Origin of the sequence: Mesorhizobium sp. CCNWLY176 (assembly GCF_037153935.1) — a bacterium.
Lineage (GTDB): Bacteria > Pseudomonadota > Alphaproteobacteria > Rhizobiales > Rhizobiaceae > Mesorhizobium_M > Mesorhizobium_M zhangyense.
The window spans coordinates 253,025-277,451 of record NZ_JBBBDZ010000006.1 but is presented as its reverse complement, the minus strand read 5'-3'; the positions used below and the strand labels follow the sequence as shown (position 1 = coordinate 277,451).

The window sequence follows — 24,427 nt, the reverse complement described above, 5'->3', positions numbered from 1 at the left end:
CTTATTTTGTCAGACGTCTCCGGCGTCGTGTCTTTGCATTTTACGCCGAAGATGCAGTGTTACCCTCTGTCAGCCTTCTTACGCGGCGTTCATTTCGCCCGGGAACAGATCGTTGATCTTGTAGGCGACCTCGGTCCTGTTCGTGGCCTTCAGCTTCTTCATGATGTTGCGGATGTGAACCTTCACCGTGCTTTCGCGCAGATTCAGTTCATAGGCGATGATCTTGTTCGCCTTGCCACGCCGCAGCGCCTGGGCGACTTCAGCCTGGCGCGAGGTGAACAGCCCTGCCATCGGCCGAGCGGCTTCGCCACCGGAGGCGATGGTCTGGCGCATTGCCAGAACACTGCTTGCAGGCACGAAGATGCCGCCGGCAAGCGCCAAGCCGATAGCCTCGACACAGACGTCGATGCCGACTGACGATGGAATGTAGCCGCGTGCGCCATATTCGAGCGCCTTCAGTATTTGCGTCAGATCATCCGTGTCGGCCAGCACCACGACCGGCGTGGTCCGAAATTCTGACGTCAGTTTTTTGATTTCGTCGGCAACGAGGGCATCGGTGATTTTGCATCCGCCAACGTTCAGCAATATAGCCGACAGCGGCGGATGAAGATCTTTCTCAGCCTTCCAGTCTTCGATCGTCCCGAATGCCAATACTTCCATCCCGATCCTGTGGGACGTAAGGCTTTGCGCGAAGCACTCACGGTCGAGCGCTCGATTATCCAGGACAACCAGAGAGCGATTTGCGCTTCTCGTTCCGTGAAAGTTGACCACGCTTTCGACAGGCCCCTGTCCTCCGAGCATGGATGTCTGAAGCAATTCGATTGGCACGTTATGTTCAGAAGCATGGCTTCCGTTGGTTCCACTCGTGGTACTCATAAGTTTACGCTCCGTTTGACAACTGTATTTGCCCAGATGACCGTTCAGGCGACGGTCATCCTCCCAATAGTACTGTTGCATGTGGTAACGTCACTTTGCGGTGCTGTTTCGCACCTTCAAACGTCACAAGAAAGGATGTGATTGATACCCAGCCCGTTTCACCCCACCGCAAGCAGTGCTACAACCAAAGGTACATCACGACGGGAGAAAGGCGCTAATTTAAGTTAGCAAAAAATGAATATTTTTGGTTAAATTTCCGTTGGTGTAAATCTTGTGATGATGATCGCATATATTAAACATATCTATCTACACATATAAATACTTTTAGTAATAATTTGTTGATGCCACATAGTCTTCGATGAATTTTCCTAAGAAAGTATTCCATATTTATAAAAACCGATCAGAAACTCTTTCAATAACATGGCAGTACGTTTAGAATTACTGCCATACGTAACTATATAATTATATTCTTTCAAGTAAAAGATAGGAAGGATTAAAGCCTGCAAACTTTTTCGTTGCCGGAAGGTTTATAAAATCCACCGTTCTGTGCCGAAACGAGAGAAGGTCCAGTTCCCGCAAATCTTTGAGTATCCGATTGATATGAATCGCCGTCATTCCGAGCGCATCGGCTAGATCATATTGTGTAAGGGGGCATTCATAGTGGCTTGCCAGGCGCTGGCCATCACCGCCTAGCCTGGTTCCGATTTCAAGCAGCAGGTGGGCGGCACGCGCAGCACCGCGCCTTCGCCCGACATTGGTGAGATGCTCGACGAGTATTGCTCTCTGGCGAGCTGCGACCGACAGGAAAGTTCCTGCCAGCCGGGGCGAGTGTTCTACCGCCGCGGTAAGCGCCTTTGCCGGAACTTCGAATACAATCAACTTGGTAATCGACGTGAGGGAGATGTAGCTGGGGCTCTGGTAAGCTCGCAGGCCGATGATGTCGCCGCTGAAGGGAAAGTCGATGATCTGTCGCTCGCCGTCCGGAAGATCGGTGTGGACGCAGCTCCAGCCGGAGTGAATGATGAACGCCCTGCCCTCATCGTCGCCTTGCCGCATGATCGTTTCATGCGGAGCATAACGGCGCAGCGTCGCTCCCAGGCCTGCGAGGAACGCCCTATCTGCCTCACTGAGCGGAATGCGGAATGGAGGCGTATCCTGGATCTTCGGATTGCTCTCCGGGGCAAGCGTCATTCTTACATCGCCTCCTGTCGTCCTCGATCGAATCTCACTAATAGATACACCAGGATCATAATCCCTTCAGTACAACTTTCGGGTATACATCCAGCTAAAAACTAATAACTCGTTTCTACATCCTATCTTCTAATGCCGATCATGGTCTATTTGAGATGATATATTGATCATCTCAAAAAGCGCTCAGCCGACTTGAAGCGCGTCCGGCGCGACTCAAAAGACGCTGATCGATACCTTCAAGCTTAGCCAAGTTCTTGCACGATGTCTCCGAAAGAGCCCCGCGGCGCGGTGCGTCCGCGAGAGACTTCTTGCGACCATGCCACACAAAGCAGTTGGCCACCGCTTTCGCAGTAGCCAACAAACCACAAGACCGGGGAATGATTTTGAGACCGGCGAAAGCCTACAGGCCCGTGCCTCTGAGAACCACGACCGCCGTCATCATCAGGATCCAGATATCGGTGCCGAACGACATCTTCATCGCGTAGCGCGTATCATGCGTGGCGCGTTCGGCGAAGGTGCACCCATTCCGCTCGCTTATCTGCCAAAGCCCAGTCATTCCGGGGCGCATGCTAAAGTAGGCGGTACCGGGATAAAGCGGGCGCTGTTCGGGAAACATCGGGCGAGGGCCGACGAGGCTCATGTCGCCAACAAGCACATTCCACAACTGCGGCAGCTCGTCGGCGGAGTATTTGCGAATGTAATAGCCGAGCCTGGTAATGCGCGGATCATATTTCAGCTTCTGCGTCCCGTCCCACTCCCGGCGCGCGGCAGGATTGTCCTGCAGATATTCCTCCAACCGCAGCGCGGCATCGGGAACCATCGACCGCAGCTTCCAGAGCGTGAAGATCTTGCCGTCTCTTCCCAGGCGCTTCTGGCCGTAGAAGGCCTTGCCGCCGTCCCGATGGACGAGAAACGCCAGTATGCCGACGATGGTAAGGGCGAGAGGCGCGATGAGCAGTATGACCCCGATGTCGAGGATACGCTTCACACCGAGATAAAACGCGCCTGATCGAATTTCCTGCCTTGAAGGGGCGGCATCGACTGGCAGATCGCCAAGATGCGATCTGGGATAACTTTCGAGCATACAGAATCTCCCCGCCACGAACAAAGATAAAATCTTCTTCGTCAGCTGTCCTAAGATCAAAAGGAAGCGTATCTGACCGTTGCTTGGATTATTTCTTCTGACTTGTTCTTTTTATAAAAGAAGAGAATCACACAGCTACGCTTTTGCCAAAAGTTAATCGCCTGTTCACTCTGATATCAATAAATCCTCTTTAAACAATTCGGGCTAGACAACCCGGATGCTGTCCGGTTCGTCCGAATTGACGAATCAGATACCCCTGACGGCTCGACATTTGGCTGTGTCGCGGTGGCAATGAATCGAGCGTGATCAACGTCGATCCTGCGCTCGAATGAGCCCGGCAGACGGGGGAGGTAGAATGGATGAGCGGTCAGCAGCCACCGCAGCAGGGCAGACGCTGGCTGCGCCGGGTAAAGCCCGGGATCGGTTCAGAGGAAAACGGATACGCTCAGGAGTTTTCGCGATTCCACGACCCGACCATCAAGGCGGTGTTGTCATGGAAAGCCAATCCGAGCATGCGCCTGGCCCGGTATAGGCGCACCCGCGTCAGGCAGGCCAGGGCAAGGCATTTGTCGCGAAGGCCGGAGACGCGATCGGAGCGCAGGATGCGTACGACCTCGCCACCGGGCGAGGCGGCAATGATGCCGCTGGTCACCACCCATTTTACCAGGCTCATTCCGCCGCGTTTGATCTGCCGGAACTCGTGCGCGATATGCCGATCCCAGCGGCGCGTGAGCTCAGAAAATGATTTGCAGGATGCGGTCCGTACCGTTGCATCACCCACATAGGCGATCTTGTACCCTTTCGCCGTAGCCTTCTGGCCCCATTCGGTATCTTCCATGGAGGATATGCCGCCAAAGGGCCCGACCGCGCGAAAGACCTCGGCGCGAACCGCCATGTTGCCGGTCGCGGCGAAGCCGTGCTGTTCGACATAACGCTGGGCACGATAGCTGTAGATGCTCTCATAGGCTTCGATCGCGGTCATGCGCTCCGGGTCCGAGAGCAGGATCCGTATGTCGCCGCCGACGAAATCGACGCCAGGGTTCTGATCCATGAATTCCACGATCGAGCGAATCCAGCCCGGCTCGGCTATGCAGTCTGCGTCGATGAAAGCCAGCAACTCCGCCTGAGCCACCGACGCGCCGCGATTGCGCGCGGGGCCGGGTCCCGGAATAGCCTCGCTCTCGAGGCGGACACCGGGAACAGCGGCACAAACCGCTGCGGGAAGCTCGGCCGATCCATTGTCGACGACGATGATTTCAAACGGAATTCCGTCGACCCGCTGCGCGGCGAGCGCACGCAGACAACGTCGCAGATCCCCCGGTTCGTTCAGATGGGGGATGACGACGCTTACTCGTGGCGACAATCGCATCAGCGTTTCCTGTAGCGAAGCAATTTCCGCTTTTCCCGGAATGCCTATCGGTTGGCCGGAACCCGGCCAGGGCCGAGCCTGGCACCGATCTGTAGCACCTATTCGAACTTAAAATAATTCACCAATTTTCCAAAGGATATCAACCTTTTGGATAGCATCGACAAACCGATACGCGTGTGCGTACATAGAGAAATGTCAATATACAACCTCTCCGAACTGGAAAATAACTGTTCACGATCTACCGCTCCACTTTGCGTGATTGGAGCCGGCATCGCCGGTCTTCTATTCGCAAGAAGAGTAGCCAAGAAAGGCCAGCGGGTTATTGTAGTGGAAAGCGGATACGCTTCCTTTGACCCGGCTATACACGCGCTCAACGAGATCGAGGATCCGGCTGAACGATATTCCAGGGCCTTGACCGGACGATACCGGGGGCTTGGCGGGACTTCAAGCCGCTGGGGCGGGCGCATGATCCCGATAGGGAAGCATGAAACCGAGGCACGACCCTATTTGCAGCAACCGCGCTGGCCTATTGCGGTAGACCCTCTCGAATCCTACCACGACGAAATCGAGAAGATATTCAAGGTTGGCGACGGCCCATTTCGCGGAAACGTCATCTCCGATGAGATTACCTCAAAGTATTTCCCGGTAGAAGACAAATCTCTTCTTAATAGATGGGCGAAAGTACCGAGCTTCAAGAATTGCAACGTCTTCACGGTTTTGAAGGACGAGCTGAAAGATCTGGAGAACATAGAAATCTGGCTCGGCGCCACGGTATGCGAATTCAAGATCGATCGCGCCGGGGGCAGACTGAGCGGAATTGTCGCCCGCAACTTTAGCGGTAAGCAGTTGGAGGTGTCGGCCGACCGATTCGTGATCGCCGCCGGCACAATTGAGACGACCAGATTACTGCTTTTGATGAATGCGGCATCCGACGACAACGCCTTTCGTTCGTGCCGGGTGCTCGGCCGTTACTTCCAGGATCATCTGAAATCGGAAGTCGCGACGATAAATCGGCGGAACCCGTCCCTCACCAATCGCATTTTCGGCTATCGATTCCTCAATGCGACGCGGCGTGACCTGCATCTCGAACTCACGGAAACCGCGCAGCGCGGGGACGCAGTGGCAAGCGCATTCGCCTATGTCGCGATGGACCTTACCGAAAGCCCCCTCGGCTATATCAAGAAGCTCGCGCATGGCATTCAGAAGCGTCAGGTCGATCCGAACGATCTGTGGCAGGCGTCAAAGAATATGGGCCTGGTGGCCCGGTCCGCCTACTGGCGCTATCTGCGCAAGCAGCTCTTCGTCCCGGCAAGCGTCGACCTGCATCTGATGGTCTGCGCCGAACAACTGCCGCAGTGGAACAATCATATCCGGTTGGCTGACAAGCGCGACAGGTTCGGCGTACCGAAGGCGCAACTCGAATGGGCTCCGACCCAGACCGACGAGCGGACCTTCCGCTCAGCAATTGCCCATATTGACGACTACTGGAAACGTTCCGGCATGGACCGCGTCTGCCCGCTCGAATGGTCGCCGGCAAGCAGCGATCCGGCACTTCCGATCATCGACAATGCAGAGGCCTGCGCGCACCCCTCCGGTTCGACCAGAATGGGTACGGACCCCGCCGAGTCGGTCGTAGGCCCAGACCTGCGCTGCCACGCCATGCCGAACGTCTCCGTGGTCAGCGCTTCCGTATTCCCCACGGCAGGCAGCGCCAACCCGACTTTCACGATTATGAAACTGGCCCTCTGGCTGGCGGACTCGCATCTTCAGCGTGCGCCACGGCGGGAACATGCCTTTGTGCCGTCCGATATTGGGAGCGACGTCGTTAGCTCGCATGAGGTACCGGCACCCGTCGCACGCGACCAATTCGGCGCGGCTTGAACAGCCATTCCTTCATTCGGCCGATTCCGGTTGAGTTCGCGAGTTTCCGCATCGTCCCTACCCACAAGACCGACCTTCACGCCTTGGTGACCAGCCAGATGCGCACCGGTTCGCGCCCGATTGCATGGGCCGTGCCGGGAAAGCACCCATTCCAGCCAGGCACCTGCGTGGTTCTCAATTGCGATGCCGAAACGTCGCCTCACAGGCAGAGCTGCGCAACGCCAGATTGCCGAGCGGTCCCTGTCACTTAAGACGTAAGGGGAAACGGGCCACCACCCATAGGGATTAGATCAACGGTCTAGCCGCGCGCCGCGCACCCACTATCGATGATCTATCAAGCAATCCATCCGCGTTTGTAAATGAGCACTCGGCATATTCCGATGTTCAGGCTTGGGGCACTGCGCAATGGGCGATTTAGACCTGCGCTTCTATCTATCGATCTTCCTTCGAAGATTGCCGTACTTTCTGGTGGTCGCCACATTCGTGACGACCGCGGCGGTAGCCCTTGCGCTCTATTTGCCGCCGATATTCCAGGCAAGTGCCAAGATCCTGGTGGAATCGCCACAGATCCCCGCTGACCTTGCCCGTTCGACTGTTCCCATCAATGCGGTGGAACAGCTGCAGATCATCGAACAGCAGATCATGACGCGCGAAAACGTGCTCGCACTCGCCGAGAAGCTGAAAATCTATGGCGACAAGGCGTCCGAAATTCCGCAAGCCGATATCATCGAGGACATGCGCGGCCGCACGAAATTCGAGCTGCTGCAGAAGGACGGCCCAAGCGGCAGCCTGGGCGCAAAGGTGTTCAGTGTGTCCTTCATTGCCGGCGATGCCGATCTGGCCGCGAAGGTCGTCAACGAGTTTACCAAGCTCATTCTTCAGATGAATGTTCGCCTGCGCACCGACAGGGCCGGCGAAACCATGCAGTTCTTCAACCAGGAAGTTGCCCGGCTCGGTGGCGAACTCAGCCGGCTCGAGGCCGAAATCCTAAAATTCAAGAATGCCAACAAGGACGCTCTTCCAGACGGCCTGGATTTCAGGCGCAACCAGCAGAACAACCAGCAGGAACGGCTTCAGTCGCTCGAGCGCGAGGAAGCCGCCCTGCGCAGCCGGCGCAACAATCTGGTCGAGTTGTTCGAGAGCACCGGCCGCATCGTCAGCGCCGGCCCGGTCACCCTGGAACAACAGATGCTGCAGGACCTGCAGCGCACCCTGGCCGAGCAGCTCGCTTTGTTTTCCGAGAACAGCCCGAACATCGTCGCGTTACGCGCCCGCATCAAGACCCTGGAAAACGGCATGCAGGCAAAACAGGCCAGCGACGCCGACACGAGCAAGGGCAAGCGCGGCACCTCCGAGCTTGATCTCCAGTTGTCCGACATAGACGACCGGCTGAAATACATTACGCAGGAAAAGGCCTCCATAACGGAAAATCTCGCCGAGCTGACCAAATCGATCACGGCAACTCCGCGCAACGAAACGATCCTGAATTCGCTGGAGCGCAACCGCGAGAACATCCAGGCGCAATACAACATCGCGACCGCGAGATCGGCCGAAGCTTCTACCGGCGAGCAGATCGAGGTAAGCGCCAAGGGCGAGCGGTTTACCGTTGTCGAGCCCGCCGTTGCTCCGCAGAAACCGACAAGCCCCAATCGCCGGCGCATTGCCGGCGCCGGTTTCGCCGGCGGCATCGGACTTGGGCTCGGCCTGATCGTGCTGCTCGAGCTGCTCAACAAAAGCATACGCCGTCCAACCGAACTCGTGCGGACGCTCCAGATCCAGCCGCTCGCCACGATCTCCTACATTCCGGTCAAACGCGAAAAGAAGACGGCAAAGCTGGCGCAGGCCGCGGGGTTCGCCGCGTTCGTCGCGACGACGGCCACCAGCGCGATCCCTATCGACCGGCAGGACCGTCCAGCCGGACTTTCGACCGAACCGCTCGTCTCCGGGTTTGACGGCGGCAGGGTGATCTAGCGTGACAGGCAAACAAGGGACTGCAGAGCCATCTGCAAGAGGTGCGGGAACACAGACGATGGAGCATATTCACGCAGCCTTGCAGAAGGCCAAGCAACAGCGGGGTTCCGACCCGGCGAATGATCAGACGGCCACGGCAGTCGCAAAAATGGGAAGCGACATGCTCTGGGCGAGCCTGCCGTCGCTCAAGCCGGACCCCAAGCATCTCGCCAAGACCCGTCTCGTCACAATCAACCGGTCGGACCTGGCGCACACGCAGTTCGACATGCTGCGGACGAAGGTTCTGCAGTATCTGCGCCAGAATAACTGGACCTCTGTCGCGATCACGTCTCCCACGCCTGCCTGCGGCAAGACGGTGGTGGGGCTGAACCTCGCCTTCAGCATGGCCCATCACAAGGAATGCCGAACGGTTCTGATCGATCTCGATCTGCGCCGCCCGCAGGTCAGCAAGGTTTTGGGGATCAAGGAACCGCCTTCGATCGAAAGCTTCCTGCGCGGCCGAAGCGAGGTCGAGGATGTCTTCATCCGGTATGGCGACAACATCGCCATCGGCGCCAATGGCCGGCCCGTCCGCTTTGCCGCTGAACTGCTGCAAAGCCCGGAGGCGGCGCAGGCGCTGAAAAGCCTCAAGCAGAAACTCAAGCCCGACGTCCTGATCTTCGATCTTCCGCCGATGCTCGCCAATGACGACGTCATGGCTTTCCTGCCCAATGTCGATTGCGTGATCCTGGTTGCGGCCGCGGAGGCAAGCACCTTCAGCGAAGTGGACATCTGCGAGCGGGATCTTTCGGAGAAATCCAAGGTGCTCGGCGTGGTGCTGAACAAGTGCCGCTACGCACCCGAGAAATACGGTTACTGACACAGGCAGTGTTCGCAGGATCGCGATGTCGAGTACCTTTCTGATCTATTCCGAACACTTCGGCCTGACCGGACGGCCATTCAGCCTGCGGCCTGACACCGATTTCCTGTTCTGGTCGGCAAATCACACCCGCGCTTACGCGATGCTCGAATATGGGCTGGCAACCTTCGCCCCCATCACCGTCATCACCGGGGAGGTGGGTGCAGGCAAGACCACGCTCATCTGGCACCTGCTGCGCTCGGCGCCTTCCGACCTCAAGATGGGATTGATCTCGAATGCCCATGGCGAGCGGGGCAAGCTGCTCCACTGGATATTGTCGTCGCTTGGGCAGCCAATCACCGGGCGGATGTCCTATGTCCAGATGTTCTCCCGATTCGAGGCTTTCCTGAAGGAGCAGCACGCAGCCGGGCGTCACACCATTCTCATCTTCGACGAGGCACAGAACCTTTCGGAGAAGATGCTGGAGGAGCTGAGGGGCTTCTCCAACATGAACGGCGAAAGAGACGAGCTGCTGCAGATCGTTCTGGTCGGGCAACCAGAGCTGAGACAGATCATCAGCCGCGCGAAAATGGTGCAGTTCGCCCAGCGCGTGGCCGCAGATTTTCATCTCTTCGGCATGTCTGCCGAGGCCGTGCAGGACTACATCGCGCATCGCCTCAAGGTCGCAGGCGCCGACCACGAGATCTTCACGCCGGGGGCTTGCGAAATCGTGTTCCAGGCAAGCCGCGGCTTGCCGCGTGTGATCAACCAGATCTGCGACTACGCGCTGGTCTACGCTTTCGCCGAAGACATTTCCGTCGTTGACGAGGAGGTCGTCCGACAGGTCGTCGCCGATCGCAAGATGCAGTTTCTCGACATGGCCGCGACGACTGCGGTCGAGACACCAGGCAAGCAGGGTTTCGCAGACTAGTCCAAACAGCCCGGCCATTCGCATGAGGGCCGGCAGAAGAAGGATTTCGATATGCGCAAGGTCTTGATCGTCTACGGTACGCGTCCCGAAGCCATAAAGATGGCGCCGCTGGTTGACGCGTTGAGCCGCTCCCGTCACTGCAAACCGGTTGTGGCGGTGACTGGCCAGCACCGGGCGATGCTCGACCAGGTCAACGATCTGTTCGGCATCCGGCCGAGCCACGACCTGAACATCATAACCGAGCGGCAGCGGCTGGAGGACATCACCAGCCGCGTACTCGACGGCGTCTCGAAGGTCATCACGGCCGAAGAACCGGATGCCGTTCTCGTCCAGGGAGACACCACAACCTGTTTTGCCGCGGCACTCGCCGCCTTCTATCGCAAGGTTCCGGTCGTCCACCTCGAGGCAGGCTTGAGAACAGGCGACCCCTACAATCCATTTCCGGAAGAAGCCAACCGCCGTCTCACGACACAGCTGGCAGCGGTTCATCTGGCGCCGACAAGCACATCGCGGGAAAACCTGCTGCACGACGGGATTCACGAGAGCAATATCGTCGTCACCGGCAACACCGTCATCGACGCCCTGCTTGATGTTGTCTCCCGGGATCTGCCGGCCGAAAACCCGGACCTTGGCAAGATCAACGGCCGGCGCAGCGTGCTGATCACCGCGCACAGGCGCGAATCCTGGGGCGAGCCCATGGCCCGCACCGCCCGCGCCATCGCCCGCCTCGCCAGAACCTTTCCCGACATAGCCTTCCTGCTGCCGGCCCATCTCAACCCGGCCGTCCGCGAGGTGCTGCTTCCCCCTCTGGCCGGGCTCGACAATGTGCTGATCACCGCGCCGCTCGGTTACAGCGACTTCGTGCGCGCCATGTGTCACTGCAGTGTCGTGCTCACCGACAGCGGGGGCGTTCAAGAAGAAGCTCCGTCACTGGGCAAGCCGGTGCTGGTCATGCGGGATTCGACGGAGCGCCCGGAGGCCGTGTCCGCCGGCACGGTGCGGCTGGTCGGCACCGATGAGGACCTTATCGTCGACGAGGTCTCGACCTTGCTGACCAGCAAGGTCGCCTACCAGAAGATGGCACACGCCGTGAACCCCTACGGCGACGGGCACGCTGCCCAACGTTCCGTTCGCGCGATCGAGCATTTCTTCGGTATCGGTGATCTTCCGGTCGAATTCGATCCGACGATCCGGATCGAGGAAAGCGCATCTCCACGCCGCGCCGCGCAGGTCGTCAGCGGTTTTGCCGCCTGATCCCAATCAGGCGTAAACACCCAGCCCATCCGATGATATCGGATGGGCTGGGTCGGCACTCGTGCTTCATTCAACAACAAGGGTGGACGGGGAGAGTGGCAGTTCGACCCTGCCATCGAAGGATAGGGATATCCTTAGCCGAGACTGCAGCGAAGCTGGCCGGTTCTTGTGAGGGAATTGGGGCCTGGCTTCAGCGCCAGGCACCGCGCGTATCGTAGACGACCTTGCCGCCCAGCCGCGTGTTGCGGATCGCCTTGAAGGGTTCGTGCTCGACCAGGAGCACGACGATGTCGGCGCGCTCCACGGCCTGATAGGCGCCTTCCATGCGCAGGTTCGAGTAACCCGAGAGCATCGACGGCAAGGAGTCCACATAGGGATCTGCAAGCAATATGTCGACATTGGGAAGTGCTTCGGCAATCAGACCGACGACTTCGATGGCCGGGCTCTCCCTGACATCATCGACATTGGCTTTGAACGTCAGTCCAAGGCACGCAATGGTCGGCTCGCGGAAGCGCTTTGCTTTTTCGGCGACCTGCTCGGCGACATGGTGCGGGCGCCGGTCATTGACCTCGCGTGCGGTACGGATCAGCGGTGACAGTTTGGGCGCTGCCGCAACGATGAACCACGGGTCCACCGGAATGCAATGCCCGCCGACGCCGGGACCGGGGCTCAGTATGTTGACGCGCGGATGCCTGTTGGCCAGGCGGATGACTTCCCAGACGTCGATATGCAGCGATTCCGTGATGAGCGAAATCTCGTTGGCGAAAGCGATATTCACATCGCGATAGGCGTTTTCGACGAGCTTGGCCATCTCGGCGCTGGCGGCATCCGTGAGCAGGATTTCGCCCTGCGCAAACACCCGGTAGATCGATGCGGCGCGTTCGGCGCAGCGCTTCGTCAGCCCGCCGACGACGCGATCATTGGTGATCATCTCGATCATGATGCGGCCCGGAAGAACCCGCTCCGGGCAATGGGCGACGAAAATATCGGCACCCGTTTCGCCATCATGCGGCATTTTCAGATCGGGCCGCAACGCGCCGATCCATTCGGCGATCTTCTCGGTCGTTCCGGGTGGTGAAGTCGATTCCAGCACGACGATGTTGCTCGACCTCAACTTAGGTGCGATCTGCTCGGCGGCAGCCTGAACATAGGAAAGATTGGCGGTGCGGTCGCCGTTGAACGGCGTCGGCACGGCAATGATGAAGGCGTCCGCCTCGGGCATCTCGCTGGTGGCCGAAAGTCGGCCCATGGCGACCGCGCCGCTGACGGCGACAGCCAGATCCGGCTCCACGAAGGGAACCTCGCCGCGCGATACAGCAGCAACCGTTGCGGGATTGATGTCGACGCCGATGACGTCGATGCCGCGCGTCGCCAGAACGACGGCGGTGGGCAGGCCAATGTAACCCATCCCGACTATGGCCAATCGACCGGAAAAAACTTCGTTCATCAAAGGAGCCCCACGCCCGCCTCGTTACTGATTTTGACGGCTGGCAGCCAAAGCGCCGCCGCCGGTGATCGACCTTGTCGGCCGGAAAGCGCGAGCGGGATGAACCAGTTCGCGGGCAGTAAGCAGAAGGAAGGCGGTGTTCGTCTTCAGATACCGCCACCACAGGCGGCGCGGCTCCTGCAGTAGCCGGTAGGCCCATTCCATCCCGGCGCGTTGCCACATGACCGGCGCACGCCGGGTGATGCCTGCAAGTATGTCGAACGAGCCGCCGACGCCGTGAAGTATCGGAACATTCAGCGTCGCCCCGTAGGAGCCCAGGAATATCTCCTTCTTAGGGGAAGCCATGCCAAGGAACAGCATGTCGGCTCCCGAGGCCCGTATCTCGGCTGCTATGAAGGGAGCCTCGTTGGCTTTGAAATAACCGTCATGCCTTCCGGCCACTTTCAGGCCGGGAAACCGCTCCAGCAGACGCGTCTCGAGCGTCCGCAAGACATCGGGCTGGGCACCAAGAAGATAGACGGAGCGGCCTTCGCGGTGCGCGAGCCCCAGCAGCTGTTCGAAGATGTCGATGCCCGTAATCCGCTCGGGCAGGGGACGCCCCAGCAACCTGCTCGCCCAGACGATGGACTGTCCGTCTGCCAGCAGCATATTGCATTCCAGCAGCGAGTCCCGCAAAAGCGCGTCGCTGCGCAGATTGACGACCTTGGCCGCATTGAGCACGCCGAGCAGCAGCTTGCTCCTCGTCACGAGAGCCGTGTGGCAGCGCTGGATCACCTCTTCCATCCGCAGCGGCTCGAGGTAGAGCCCGAATAACAATTGCTGTTCGGTCGGCATGTCGAATGCTCCCTGGTCTGTCACCTGCCGCCACGGACTGCACCGTTGCGCAGCCTCTCGACGACGCCGCCGGACAGCCACGCATAGAGCAGCCAGCCGAGTTCATAGGGACGGCACTCGTAATCGACGCGGCTGGGCGGAAACATGATGTCGAGCCCTGGCAGATGGAAACCGCGCTTGAGCCCCGTGGTGAGTGCCGAAATTGCCCTGACGGCCTTTTTCGGTTCGCGGCGCGCGACCTTTCTCCAGATCACGCCGTCCTCTTCGGACACCATTGGAACATCGACCTCGGGGTGTTCGTCCAGCCAGCGCAATCCCTTGGCCACCGACTTCATATGATCGGTGCCGCCGGCCTCGCGCAGGTCGAGCAGGGCCATCGGTCCCATCGCATGCTGATGGACGCTGTAGACGGGGTAACCCTCGACGACGCTGCCGTCGCGCGTGTCATAGTGCCACCACCATTGACCCGCTGGACCCTGGAGGTGAGCGATGCGCCCGCCCGATGCTTCGGCTGCGGCCAGCGCTGTCGGATCGTTCTTCGCGACCGACAGGCGGGCAAGCCCCTGCGTCGAGTAAACCTGATCGGCAAAGCATCCGATATGGGCACGCAGCCGGCCATTGGAAACGGCGGGCAGCATGTGCGGGAAAAGTCCGGTCGCGCCTTGCCCACCCATCAGGCGATTGGCCGCAAGCGTGCTCAGATGCTCGGTGTCGCCAAGATGGCGCGCCGCAAGGGCGGCAATCAGCGTCCAGGAACAATCCACCGTGGCAATCGTCTCTTCGGATTCGAGCAGGGCAGTCAAGCGCTTCAACAGCGGCGTGGCATAGACGTCGGCCACTTCTGCCGCGGCCCAGGCGCAAAGTGCAACCGCGCCGGGATCCTTTGATTTCTCCGCGCGCCGCGCGCAGTTCAAGGCCAGATCCGCAGCGGTTGCGCCTTCGAGAATGTGCCGCTGAACGTCCTCGTCCACGAAGGCCAGTCCCGACGCGACATTTGCCGCATAACGCAGGCTGTCGCCCTCGGCACGGACACTCCGGCCTGATGCGGTCTTGAGCTCACGAACGGTGTGAACGAATGCCCCATGCGCAAACATCTGCGGCAGGCCTTTCTTGGCCAGCTCGATGAGTTGCTCTGTCCGCGCCCGGGTTGCGCGGGATTCGGCGTCGAGCGCCTGAAGGCGGTCAATGGGGAAAACTTCGACGGGTCCGGTAAGATTTGGCTGCGGGTTCATGCGGCTTGCCGACGGCCTCTCGATCTTGCGTGCGTCGACCTTTCGGCCACTGCACGAGGGTTTCTCCATGTGCCCGGAGGCACTGGCGGTTACAGTTGAAAGGCACGGCGATGAACTGACGCTTCACAGTCCCGCCACGCCGAGACACAGATCGATGCTAGAAAATCTGAAGAAATATTCTATCGCCCTGAAAGACTTACGGAGCCGTTTTCCGGACCTGTACTGGAGCGTTCGACCTACTCCGATAGGACTATGGTTAGTATCATCGGAGTCAGCTCCATGGCTGAAAGAGCTTGTTGGTGTACCTCTAAGTTCACCACCTCATGTAGACTTTCATTGTGCTGATATTCCTGCAAACTATCCGGCAGAATTTCCCTGTATTTCGGCATCTCGAAGCCAAGAGTCTGGGTGAATGCAAATGGATGGACCGACGGAACCTGCATCAATCCTTGCGCCTGCCGCCGCTAGTGACACGGCCGGCGTTGCCGTGGTGGTCGTCACCTATAACAGCGCCAAAGTCCTGCCCGGTCTGCTCGACTCGATCCCTGAAGGATTGGCCGGCATCAGCCGTCATGAGATCATCATCGTCGACAATGATTCTCACGACGCGTCGGTCGACATCGCGCTCGCCCATCCGACCCATCCAAGGGTGATCAGGATGGGACGCAACGCCGGCTATGCTGCCGGCATCAACGCCGCGACGGCAATAATCAGATCCGGCGTGGACGTCCTCATCCTCAATCCCGATGTTCGGCTTTTGCCGGGTTCCGTGCGCCAGCTCAGCAAAAGATTGTCAGACCCCACGGCGGGCATAGTCGTACCGCAAATCCTCCATGAAGACGGCACAACGGCTTTGTCCCTTCGGCGCGAACCGTCGATGACGACGGCCTGGTCGGACGCCCTGCTGGGAACGACGCTCGCCGCACGGATAGGTGCCGGCGAGATCGTTGATGATCCGGCGATCTACGGTCGTGGAGGCGTCGTCGAATGGGCGACGGGCGCCGCCCTGCTTGTCGGAGCTCGAGCCCGTCGGGTCGTCGGGGAATGGGACGAGTCATTCTTCCTGTACAGCGAGGAAGTCGATTACCTGGAGCGGGTTCGCCGAAGCGGCCTGTCGGTGGTGTATCATCCACAGGCGCAGGTCGTTCATATCGGCGGCGAATATCACGACAACCCGTTTCTTTCGGCACTGATGACGAAAAACCGAATTCGCTATTACCGCCGCCATCATGGGCGTCTTTCCACGGCCCTGTTCCGGCTGAGCATAGTCGTCGGTGAAACCATGCGGTTCACATTCGGGCCGGGGCATCGCGCAGCACTCCGTGCCGCACTTACCTTATAAAGAGAGTACGGGCGGGCAGGTGATCACGCGCCCTTGCGACCGGCGCTGATGAGTTGCGCATAGATGCTGTCAACACGATCGAGCTTGGCGCTCCACAAGGCGCTTTTCTTGACATGCTCATGGGCGGCCTCACCCATCCTGCGCCGCAGAGCCGGATTGGTCGCCAGCCTTCGGATCGCCGCAGCTATGTCGATCGCGAGCGCTTCCGGCGTGGTGACCGAAAGCTTTATGGCGCAGGCGTCCGTTGTCGCACTTCCCGGTCCGCCGCGATCAACGACGATAAGCGGCAACGAATAACCCATCGCCTCCAGCGCCACGTTGCCACCGGGTTCGCGATAGCTCGGAAAAACGAAGACATCCGCCTGCTTGTAGAATTCCGCGACCTCGGCCTTGGAGCGCCAGCCATGAAGCGCGACGCGGTCGCCAAGATCAAGCCGTGCGATGAGCGCTTCGCACTCCGCGCGCTCCGGCCCTTCGCCGACGATGTCGAGCCGGACCGAAACATCTCGCAGCATGCCCATGGCGCGTATGATGTCGCGAGCGCCTTTCGTCCGCACGAGGCGTCCGACGTAAAGCAGTCGGATAGTCCCGGATCGTTCGCTGCGATCTATGGGTGCCGGAATTTCGTCCAGACCTGTTTCGCTCAGGACCTCGAACCGGCGCAGCGGGATTGCGGCAAGCTGTTCCCTGACATAGCCGGCTATCCCGAACACGCAGTCTGCAGTCCTGTAGGTCTTGCGTAAAAGCGGGTCCCACTGTTGCCGGTACCGATCGAGCCCTCGCAGCGCCATGAACCACGGCGCGGAGCCTTCATCGCCGGCAAAGCCATCTGGAGACGACAGACCGCCACCCACGGGCCCTATGACGAACGGAATGCCGAGGCCGACCGCCGGCGAAGGATAGCGCATGGCGACCGGCACGGGCTGGTGCACGAGATCGAAACGCTGCCCCTCGGCAATTGCCTGTCGTATCCATTTTCTGGCGCGGAAATAGAACGGAACGTAGCCGGGCTTCAGCATGCTGTTCAGCCGTTCGGCGCGGCCAAACAGCGGCGGCTCGGTCCATTCCACGACCTTCATGCCCGGAAGCTGCTGCGCTGCAGGCCTGGCCCCTCGCTTGTGATAGGTCAGCAAGGTCACATCATGCCGCTCGCCGAGGCGTCTTGCCCACTGATAGGCGACCCACGCCTCACCGACATCCTCGCCGTTGCAGGTCGGTGCTACGAGCAGAAGCCTGGCCATGGTTACCTGCTGGCCATGCGACGGCGCCATCCCGCCTTCAAGCGGCGGCCCCATTCGGAATTCTCGACAAGCCGGCGAACCAGATTGTTGGCAAAGGACAGTGACGATACGGCAAGCATCACCAGCGTCGGCCATGGCCGCGACGCGGCAAGCATCACCTCGCTTTCGGAGCGAACAGCCCGCCCGAAGGAGGATTTGTAATCGGCTTCGCCGTGACCGAAATCGAGTTCCGAAATAGCGGGGTCATCGCACAGATCCTCGAGCATTCGCAGCATCGTGAAGCGCCCGATGGAGAGTTTGCTCATATCGGGATCGAAGCCGGGCGTGCCGATCTGGAAAGTGCCGCCATAGCCAAAGCCGCTCCAGAAGGCGACGGGGCGCTCGTCGATCTCGAGCATCCAGGTCCGGTACCAGCCACGTTCGAGCCCGAGCTTGATAAGCGCGCACTGCATCGGCGTGCCGGAAAACCCCACCCCGAGACCGCGCTGATAGGTTTTCGCGGCGACGGCTTCCATGTCGCGATACAGATCGGCCGCATCTTCCGGACGATCCAGATGCCGAAGCTCCAACCGGCCTGCGAATTCCATTCGGAGTTGATTGTCGTGCCGGCGCAGATTGCCTCGCGTCTTGGCCGAACGCGTCTCGAGGAAACGCGTCATCGAATCCGGTATCACGGCCATCCAGCGGCGGGAAACGGGCTGCGCATGTGCCCGCTGCGCCCAGCCCGTCGCTGCAAGGGCGGTCGCGTAGAGCGTGCTGTCCACGTCGACATTGCGCATCAGGATGAGATCCGCGACGCCCTTGTCGAGGTCCTTCATCAGGTGCCGCAGGACGACTTCCTCTTCGTATTTGTTCCTCGCACCCAATATGCCGCCAAAGGTCACCACGATTGCACGCAAGGTGGCGGAACCGAGCCGCCGGTATCCGAACCGGAAAGGCACGGGCAGGTTTTCAAGCCGGGCAACCGCGAGCAGGTCGGCTCCCCCGTCCTGGCGGATATGAACCACATGCGGCCGGATGACCTGATCGGCATGGCGCACCACGGTCATGTAGTAGTCGATGTCGGAATCGATGTCGTCGACGTGAAGCGAATTCCAGACGTCGCGAAGCGCTTCGACCTCTTCCAGCGTGGTCGCAGTCGTCACCTTCTCTTCGACGACCGCGCTGTGGTCGGCGACGAACCTGCGGGATTCCATAATGGCAGTCATGAACCGCACCCCCGAGGATTGGCTGAACGAACTCTTCATCGATTGCGGAGTCTCCGCTACGAAGTTACCTGAGGCATACACGAGCGGCCAGAAAGTAGGCTGGCATCTATAGATTTAAACCGGTCGGCAATTAGACGTATGGCCGTTTCCGGCCTTCCGCGACCGGCGGCTTGCCACGTTCCGCCATATGCCCATTTCGACGATCATTGGCGGCCGTCTCACCGCGCGATCTGTCGCGTGGGGTCGCCGCTGCGGCGTTTGTCTCCACGTCGAGTACCCATACGCCGCTGCCGATCAGGAAGATGAAGATGACGTAGGTCGCGTTCCAGAAGTAGACAGTCCACCCGACCAGGAAGAAACCAGTCATCGCGATCACGAATGCGGTCTTGTAGGCCTGCGTTCTCTCGTCGAGCCCGGATTTGAACGCCACGGGCAGATAGACCGCAAAGAAGCCCAGCGCCATGAACAGTTCCGCCGGCAGCCCATGGCGGACCCCGTCGATGATCCAGAACATGTCGATGCTGGGGCTCATCCATGACGGCCGCTCCCAATAGCCAAAGCCAACACCGAAAAGCGGGTGGTTCATGATCGATGCGGATCCGTATCGGTATATTTCGGCGCGGACATAGGCCGACGATTCATCGAACGAAAAATACGACATGAACACGACAGGCACGGAACGGTTGGACAGAAGCTCTATCGACATCGCCGCCAGGAAGCCGAAGGCGCACAGGATCTTCCAGCGCGCCTCTATGCTTCTGAACGCCCAGTTCCAGCCGAGCAGCATGCCCTGGCTGGCCAGCGCCGTCATCGGGCCGGCGGATAGCGAAAAGAACGTCGCAGCTATGACAATGCCCGTGCCGCGCCAGCGGCCCGTAAAGCTCTTCCCGTAGCCAAGCACCATATGGGTGAAAGCCAGCGCGCTGGCACAGACCACGCCGTACAATATCGGATGCTCGAAGACGCTCTGGACGCGCCGCATGCCCCAGCGGGGATCGACGAAATTGTCGGGAAATGTCGGATAGACCGCAGAGAAAGCCGCCAGCAGGATATTGCGCCCGGTGATCGCCTCAAAGACTGCGAAAGGCAGGAGCAGGGTCACGAGCCGCAGCAGCATGCGCACCATGTTGTAGAAATCATCGGCGTCACGGATGAAGCATCGGGCCAGCATGTAAGCACCGACGGTCTCGATGAAGATCATGCCGGATGGCTGAAACGCATAGTCGAAGCCGTGGATCATCCCGATCGCGAGAAAGCACCAGAAGCAATACAGGATGAACGAAATGTCGGCGATCCTGATGCGCCCCGCTCTGCCGCTTATCCAGCCGATCAGGCAAGGCAGGAGAAAGGCAAGAAGAATGAAGCGATAGAGCGACATCCGGATCGGACCGATGGTGATGATCCAGGGAATGAGCAATCCCACCATGAAGAGGAAGACGGGCCATGGCAGGCCGCGATGCGTGGACTTTTCACGCCCGGACTGTTCGGCCCGGGCCGAAAGCCTGCCCGCTCCGGATTGCCGGCCTTGCCTGACTTCGCCGGCGTGGTCGGACACCGCGCCGAAGGTTCCATCCACCATTTTGGTTGCCTTGGTTGCCCGGTTCACCCGCGTTCCAAATGTCAGCCGCTCGCAGATAATCTTTGAGGCAGACCCGAATTTACGCTCCTGCAACTTGGGTAGCAGTAAATATCCGGGTCAGGTGAGTAGTTACTTTGATGTATAAAAGGTGGAATTGCTTTGCACCTTGCATCGTGGAACTCTTTCCCAAGGGTCGGGGATACTCCAAGCTTAGGCCATCACGAGGCTCCGGCAGCATGACCAGCAAGCGGCGAGCTGAAGAATGACCTTGGTGTCTGCGGAAAACCTGGCGCGATCCCTGTTTCGAAGGATGAGCGAGGCGAAGGATCGCCGGCGCAGGCGCCGCTTGGAGATCCAGGTCAGCAACGAGAAGAGCTCGACGCCGACAGTCTATTTCCTGACACCGGACCATCCCGAACCTTCGGGCGGCATACGCGTCATATACCGGCACGTCGACATTCTGAACGCAGCCGGGATCAGCGCCTTTGTCCTCCACCATCGTCCCGGCTTCCGCTGCGAGTGGTTCGAGCACGAGACCAGGGTGACGGACATCGCCAGCGCTACCATGCGCGGCGGTGACCTGCTCGTTGTTCCCGAAGTCGACATCGATCTTCTGCTTCAGCTACCGCGGGGCACGCGCCACGTCATCTTCAACCAGAACAGCCATCTGACCTGGAAGCGTCCGGTCCATCAGGTCGCACGTCTCTACGCGGCCAATCCGGGCCTTGCAGGCATCATCACCGTCTCACGGCACAATCAGGAGATGCTCGGCTGGGCGTTCGGCGAAACGCTCATACGGCGCGTTCATCTGGGCATCGATCCGGCCTTGTTCCATCCGGGCAGCGAACCATCCGGACAGCGCATAGCCTATATGCCGAGGCGCGGGCGCGAAGATGCGCGGCAGGTTCTGGAGATGCTGCAGGCGCGGGGCATCCTCGACGGCTGGGAGATCGTGCCGCTGGACAGGCTGACACACTCCCAGGTCGCGGACCGCCTGCGAGCCACACGCATCTTCCTCGCCTTTACCCATCAGGAAGGGTTCGGCCTGCCTCCGGCGGAAGCGATGGCATGCGGGAACTACGTCATCGGCAATCATGGTTTTGCCGGCCGGGAATTCTTTCGTCCTGAATTCAGCGCGCCGATCGAGTCCGGCGACATACTTGGTTTCGCCAGCGCGGTGGAGAAAGCCATTCTCGCGGAGCGCCAAGAGCCCGGCTGGTGCCGCGATCGGGGGCTTGAAGCGTCACGCTTCGTCCTGTCCGAATATTCGCCGGCGCGCGAGCGCGAAGACGTGACTAGCATCTATTCCGAGCTTTTGCTCAAGGATGCGGCGGTGGAACGCGTTTAACGCTGCGCGCCCAAAAGCCTGCTGCCTGCGTTAGCGGTTTGGCAACTCGATCAATACAGCCCCGTTTGCCACCAGCGACGCCACGCATATTTGTCGGCGATCTCGCGCAGTTGCGCGTGACCGCGCGCCATCACGGTCGAGATCGCGCCATCGACGCCATTGCGCCTGCGCTCCAGGCTTTGCCACTGCCTGGTGTTCGCTGCCGCCGGATAGAGATCGAGTGCAAATTCGCGGTAGAGGTCGACCGGCTCATTCTCCGCTCTACCGGAATCGATGATCTGGCAGGCATAGCGAAGCGCAGTCAGCGCAAGCGTCCGCCGCGCAGTGTCCTGCATCGCAGCCGCATCCGGCAAGGCTCCGGCCTCGTTTTCGAAAGCCGACAGAATGGCATCGCGGCGCGCCCGCAGATCATAGAGGAAGCCGGCATGTACCGTCCGATGCATGTTTGCGTTGTGAACGCGGTAATAGGCCTGGTCGGCGCCATTGATGCGGCCGATATCCGAGATGGCGGCTGCGCGCAGCCACATTTCCATGTCTGCCGAATGGGGAAGCGATGCCTTGTATCCGCCCAGCCGATGCTGGATGCTCGAGCGTATCACCACCTCAGGACAGCAGATGAAGTTCTTTCCCGCCCGGCACATCCGCTCGATCCAGTCGCCGCCGCCCCAGATCGTCCAGCCGGTATCCTCAGTTCTCGCCGGCGGAAGCGTCGCGTCGTAGACGGGTATGGGATAGCCGTAGGTCAGCCCGACCGAAGGATGATAGTTCATCAGGGCCGTCGCCCGCGACAGGCAGCCCGGGGTCAGCAGATCGTCCGCCGACAAGAGAACGAGATAGTCGCTCTCGGCAAGTGCCAGACCCTCATTATAGGTCGCGATATGGCCCTTGTTCACCGCGTGGTGGATATAGTCCACGCGGTGATCTTCGGAGGCCAGCTGCTTGCACATATCCAACGTATCGTCGGATGAACAATCATCGATGATCAGAACCTTCACATCGACATTTTCCTGCGACAACGCACTGTTTACGCATGCACGCAGGTAGCGGCCGTAATTGTAGCACGGCACTATGATCTGGACGGTGGTCATGAGGCCAGCGCGTCCTGTCGCTTCAGGCTGCTCATGCGCGTGACGTCCATGACCAGTTCGCCGAGACGGCGCGTCTGCTTGGCGGCGTCGTGGCAGGCCACGGCGCGCTCCCGCCCGACGGCCCCGAGCTGCTTACGCAGCACCGGGTCTGATGCAAGCCGCTGCATAGCAGCGATCATGCCGTCGATGTCGCCCTCCGAAACCAGATAGCCGTTCTGCCCGGTGGCGATCTGGTCGGTAATACCGCCGATCGTCGTTGCGACCACGGGCAGGGCGCAGGACATGGCCTCGACGATAGATACAGGCGAACCTTCCTTGATGCGCGAATGCTGGATGAAGATGTCGTGCAGGGGCAGTTTCTTCGCCAGGCTCAGCTCGTCGATGAAGCCATGGAAAGTCACCTTCTCGACCAGTCCGAGCCTCTTGACGAGTTCCCCGAGATTCTCGCGCTCGACCCCGTCACCGAAAATGCTGAGCCGGACCTTCGGGTTCAGCTTGGCGACCTCGGAAAACGCCCTTATCGAAACATCGCAGCCTTTTTCCTCGGACAGCCGCGAAACCATGACGAACCGCACCAGATCGTCGCTGCGCTCGGGCACCGGCCGGAACACATCGGTCGGCCCGCCGCAGGGGATGTAATGGATCTTGTCTTCCGGCGCGCCGTGTTCGCGCAACCATTGCCGCTCCGCATCCGTCACCACGACGATCGCCGCGAAATCATGCAGGCAGCGATAGAGGCTCCAGCGGTACCACCTGTTGCGGATGAAGGAAAAATCGCCGTGGAAATAGGCGATCAGCGGAATGCCGGCCTCGCGCGCCGTCGGCAGCAGGCGCATGGCGATGTCGCCGAAATTGCAAAGGATCACATCCGGCCTATCCTTGTCGAACAGCTCTTTCAGGCGCGTGCGTTCCTCGCCGATCGCCGCATAGAAACTGCCATTGAAGATCGCCCGGGACCGGTAGAGCCAACGCCCGTCATTGTGGTAGGGCGCAAGCTTGCCCGGCAGCACGTGCTCGCGAACGTCGGTCGTCGGTTGGGTGCCGGCGTTCTGCCGTTCCCAGCAGAGCAGTTCCTTGCGGAAGCCCTGAAACCCGACCACCTGCCGCCACATCCAGGGCTGGCCGCTGGCGCCGAACACCCGCGTGGCGATCATCAGCTTCGGCCTTGCGTCCGGTTCCTGTATCTGTTCGAAAATCCGTTCCCCGACTTGCACCCTGTCTACCTCCGCGCTTGATCAGCGGCCACGCGCCCGGCATGGACTCACTGGCGAGTTTGGCAAAACTATAGAGGTTTTCGTCAGCTCCGAACTTTAGGCTTACGAGTAGGTCCCGTTTCTATCCCTGATTTCTCCGGTGGATAGCTCGGTCACTCCATAAGCCCTAAGGATTAGGCCGGGTACTATTCCCCGCACCTTCCAGTGCTCGAATGGCTTACTATCGCTTAGCTGATGCGCATCGCCCGGAGCCTGATGCCGCGCAAGCCCGCAAATCCAGTCTGCTGCGCAAATAGCGGGTAACAAGACCCTGCCACTCGGTCTATGCCACCTAAGCCTTTCGGACGGGAATGTACTGCGTTTTCTTTCCTTTACTCCGATCCTGAAAAGAAATCTGGTTATCGGACGGATTTACTTTCAGCGCTTCTTCAAAACTCTGGCAAGTGAACGGCGGGGATCGGCATGACGGGCACGGATTGCTCCTCTGTTTCCATATCCA

19 protein-coding genes are annotated in these 24,427 nt (G+C 59.7%); 7 read left to right on the top strand and 12 right to left on the bottom strand.

Translation table 11 applies throughout. The features are described from left to right. Positions 1-78: 78 nt before the first annotated feature. The 4 genes from WBQ96_RS13030 to WBQ96_RS13015 form a co-directional block, all read right to left on the bottom strand. Positions 79-801, bottom strand: a complete 723-nt coding sequence (locus WBQ96_RS13030) for a response regulator transcription factor (RefSeq protein ID WP_336550637.1) — start codon at positions 799-801, stop codon at positions 79-81. 537 nt (positions 802-1,338) lie between these two features. Then, positions 1,339-2,067: a Crp/Fnr family transcriptional regulator gene (locus tag WBQ96_RS13025; RefSeq protein ID WP_165120249.1), complete on the bottom strand. Its 729-nt coding sequence runs from the start codon at positions 2,065-2,067 to the stop codon at positions 1,339-1,341. Positions 2,068-2,467: 400 nt separating this feature from the next. Next, positions 2,468-3,151 carry a sugar transferase gene (locus tag WBQ96_RS13020; RefSeq protein ID WP_336550355.1) on the bottom strand — a complete coding sequence of 228 codons (684 nt, stop codon included), beginning with the start codon at positions 3,149-3,151 and terminating at the stop codon, positions 2,468-2,470. A 445-nt stretch (positions 3,152-3,596) separates the two neighbouring features. Next, positions 3,597-4,520, bottom strand: a complete 924-nt coding sequence (locus WBQ96_RS13015; RefSeq protein ID WP_336550357.1) for a glycosyltransferase — start codon at positions 4,518-4,520, stop codon at positions 3,597-3,599. A 147-nt stretch (positions 4,521-4,667) separates the two neighbouring features. On the opposite strand from WBQ96_RS13015, the gene WBQ96_RS13010 reads away from it, so the two are divergent. The 5 genes from WBQ96_RS13010 to wecB all read left to right on the top strand — a co-directional run bounded on the left by WBQ96_RS13010 (position 4,668) and on the right by wecB (position 11,395). After that, the gene (locus tag WBQ96_RS13010; RefSeq protein WP_336550359.1) at positions 4,668-6,401 is read left to right on the top strand and encodes a GMC family oxidoreductase; all 1,734 of its coding nucleotides are present in this window, start codon (positions 4,668-4,670) and stop codon (positions 6,399-6,401) included. 405 nt (positions 6,402-6,806) lie between these two features. Then, the gene (locus WBQ96_RS13005; protein WP_336550362.1) at positions 6,807-8,372 is read left to right on the top strand and encodes a GumC family protein; all 1,566 of its coding nucleotides are present in this window, start codon (positions 6,807-6,809) and stop codon (positions 8,370-8,372) included. 58 nt (positions 8,373-8,430) lie between these two features. Continuing rightward, entirely contained in the window at positions 8,431-9,231 is an 801-nt protein-coding gene (locus tag WBQ96_RS13000) for a CpsD/CapB family tyrosine-protein kinase (protein WP_165120244.1), read from the top strand. A gap of 25 nt (positions 9,232-9,256) precedes the next feature. Then, positions 9,257-10,141: an ExeA family protein gene (locus WBQ96_RS12995; RefSeq protein WP_336550364.1), complete on the top strand. Its 885-nt coding sequence runs from the start codon at positions 9,257-9,259 to the stop codon at positions 10,139-10,141. Positions 10,142-10,192: 51 nt separating this feature from the next. Next, the gene (wecB, locus tag WBQ96_RS12990; RefSeq protein ID WP_336550367.1) at positions 10,193-11,395 is read left to right on the top strand and encodes a non-hydrolyzing UDP-N-acetylglucosamine 2-epimerase; all 1,203 of its coding nucleotides are present in this window, start codon (positions 10,193-10,195) and stop codon (positions 11,393-11,395) included. A gap of 190 nt (positions 11,396-11,585) precedes the next feature. Here wecB and wecC read toward each other — a convergent pair whose 3' ends face one another. From wecC to WBQ96_RS12975, 3 genes are read right to left on the bottom strand one after another with little or no spacing between them, the layout of a single operon-like run. Then, positions 11,586-12,842 (bottom strand): UDP-N-acetyl-D-mannosamine dehydrogenase, encoded by a 1,257-nt coding sequence (gene wecC, locus WBQ96_RS12985; RefSeq protein WP_336550369.1) that lies wholly within the window; start codon positions 12,840-12,842, stop codon positions 11,586-11,588. Between the two features lie 24 nt (positions 12,843-12,866). Then, positions 12,867-13,676, bottom strand: a complete 810-nt coding sequence (locus WBQ96_RS12980; protein ID WP_336550371.1) for a WecB/TagA/CpsF family glycosyltransferase — start codon at positions 13,674-13,676, stop codon at positions 12,867-12,869. A gap of 20 nt (positions 13,677-13,696) precedes the next feature. Further along, on the bottom strand, positions 13,697-14,908 hold the full coding sequence (locus WBQ96_RS12975; protein ID WP_336550373.1) for a hypothetical protein: 1,212 nt from the start codon (positions 14,906-14,908) through the stop codon (positions 13,697-13,699). A gap of 418 nt (positions 14,909-15,326) precedes the next feature. On the opposite strand from WBQ96_RS12975, the gene WBQ96_RS12970 reads away from it, so the two are divergent. Then, the gene (locus tag WBQ96_RS12970; RefSeq protein WP_336550375.1) at positions 15,327-16,250 is read left to right on the top strand and encodes a glycosyltransferase family 2 protein; all 924 of its coding nucleotides are present in this window, start codon (positions 15,327-15,329) and stop codon (positions 16,248-16,250) included. Between the two features lie 23 nt (positions 16,251-16,273). Here the strand turns inward: WBQ96_RS12970 and WBQ96_RS12965 are convergent, their stop codons facing one another. The 3 genes from WBQ96_RS12965 to WBQ96_RS12955 form a co-directional block, all read right to left on the bottom strand. Continuing rightward, a complete protein-coding gene (locus WBQ96_RS12965; RefSeq protein ID WP_337035896.1) occupies positions 16,274-17,545 on the bottom strand; it encodes a glycosyltransferase family 4 protein in 1,272 nt (423 codons plus the stop codon). Further along, positions 17,494-18,699 carry a GNAT family N-acetyltransferase gene (locus WBQ96_RS12960; protein WP_336550379.1) on the bottom strand — a complete coding sequence of 402 codons (1,206 nt, stop codon included), beginning with the start codon at positions 18,697-18,699 and terminating at the stop codon, positions 17,494-17,496. The genes WBQ96_RS12965 and WBQ96_RS12960 overlap by 52 nt, the downstream gene beginning before the upstream one ends. A gap of 130 nt (positions 18,700-18,829) precedes the next feature. Beyond that, positions 18,830-20,278, bottom strand: a complete 1,449-nt coding sequence (locus WBQ96_RS12955) for an O-antigen ligase family protein (protein WP_336550381.1) — start codon at positions 20,276-20,278, stop codon at positions 18,830-18,832. 262 nt (positions 20,279-20,540) lie between these two features. Between WBQ96_RS12955 and WBQ96_RS12950 the strand changes: the two genes are divergently transcribed. Continuing rightward, entirely contained in the window at positions 20,541-21,626 is a 1,086-nt protein-coding gene (locus tag WBQ96_RS12950) for a glycosyltransferase (protein WP_336550382.1), read from the top strand. Positions 21,627-21,676: 50 nt separating this feature from the next. Here WBQ96_RS12950 and WBQ96_RS12945 read toward each other — a convergent pair whose 3' ends face one another. Then, on the bottom strand, positions 21,677-22,714 hold the full coding sequence (locus WBQ96_RS12945; protein ID WP_336550383.1) for a glycosyltransferase family 2 protein: 1,038 nt from the start codon (positions 22,712-22,714) through the stop codon (positions 21,677-21,679). Continuing rightward, complete coding sequence (locus tag WBQ96_RS12940) at positions 22,711-23,928, bottom strand: glycosyltransferase family 4 protein (RefSeq protein WP_336550385.1); 1,218 nt, start codon at positions 23,926-23,928, stop codon at positions 22,711-22,713. The genes WBQ96_RS12945 and WBQ96_RS12940 overlap by 4 nt, the downstream gene beginning before the upstream one ends. Positions 23,929-24,427: the final 499 nt, after the last annotated feature.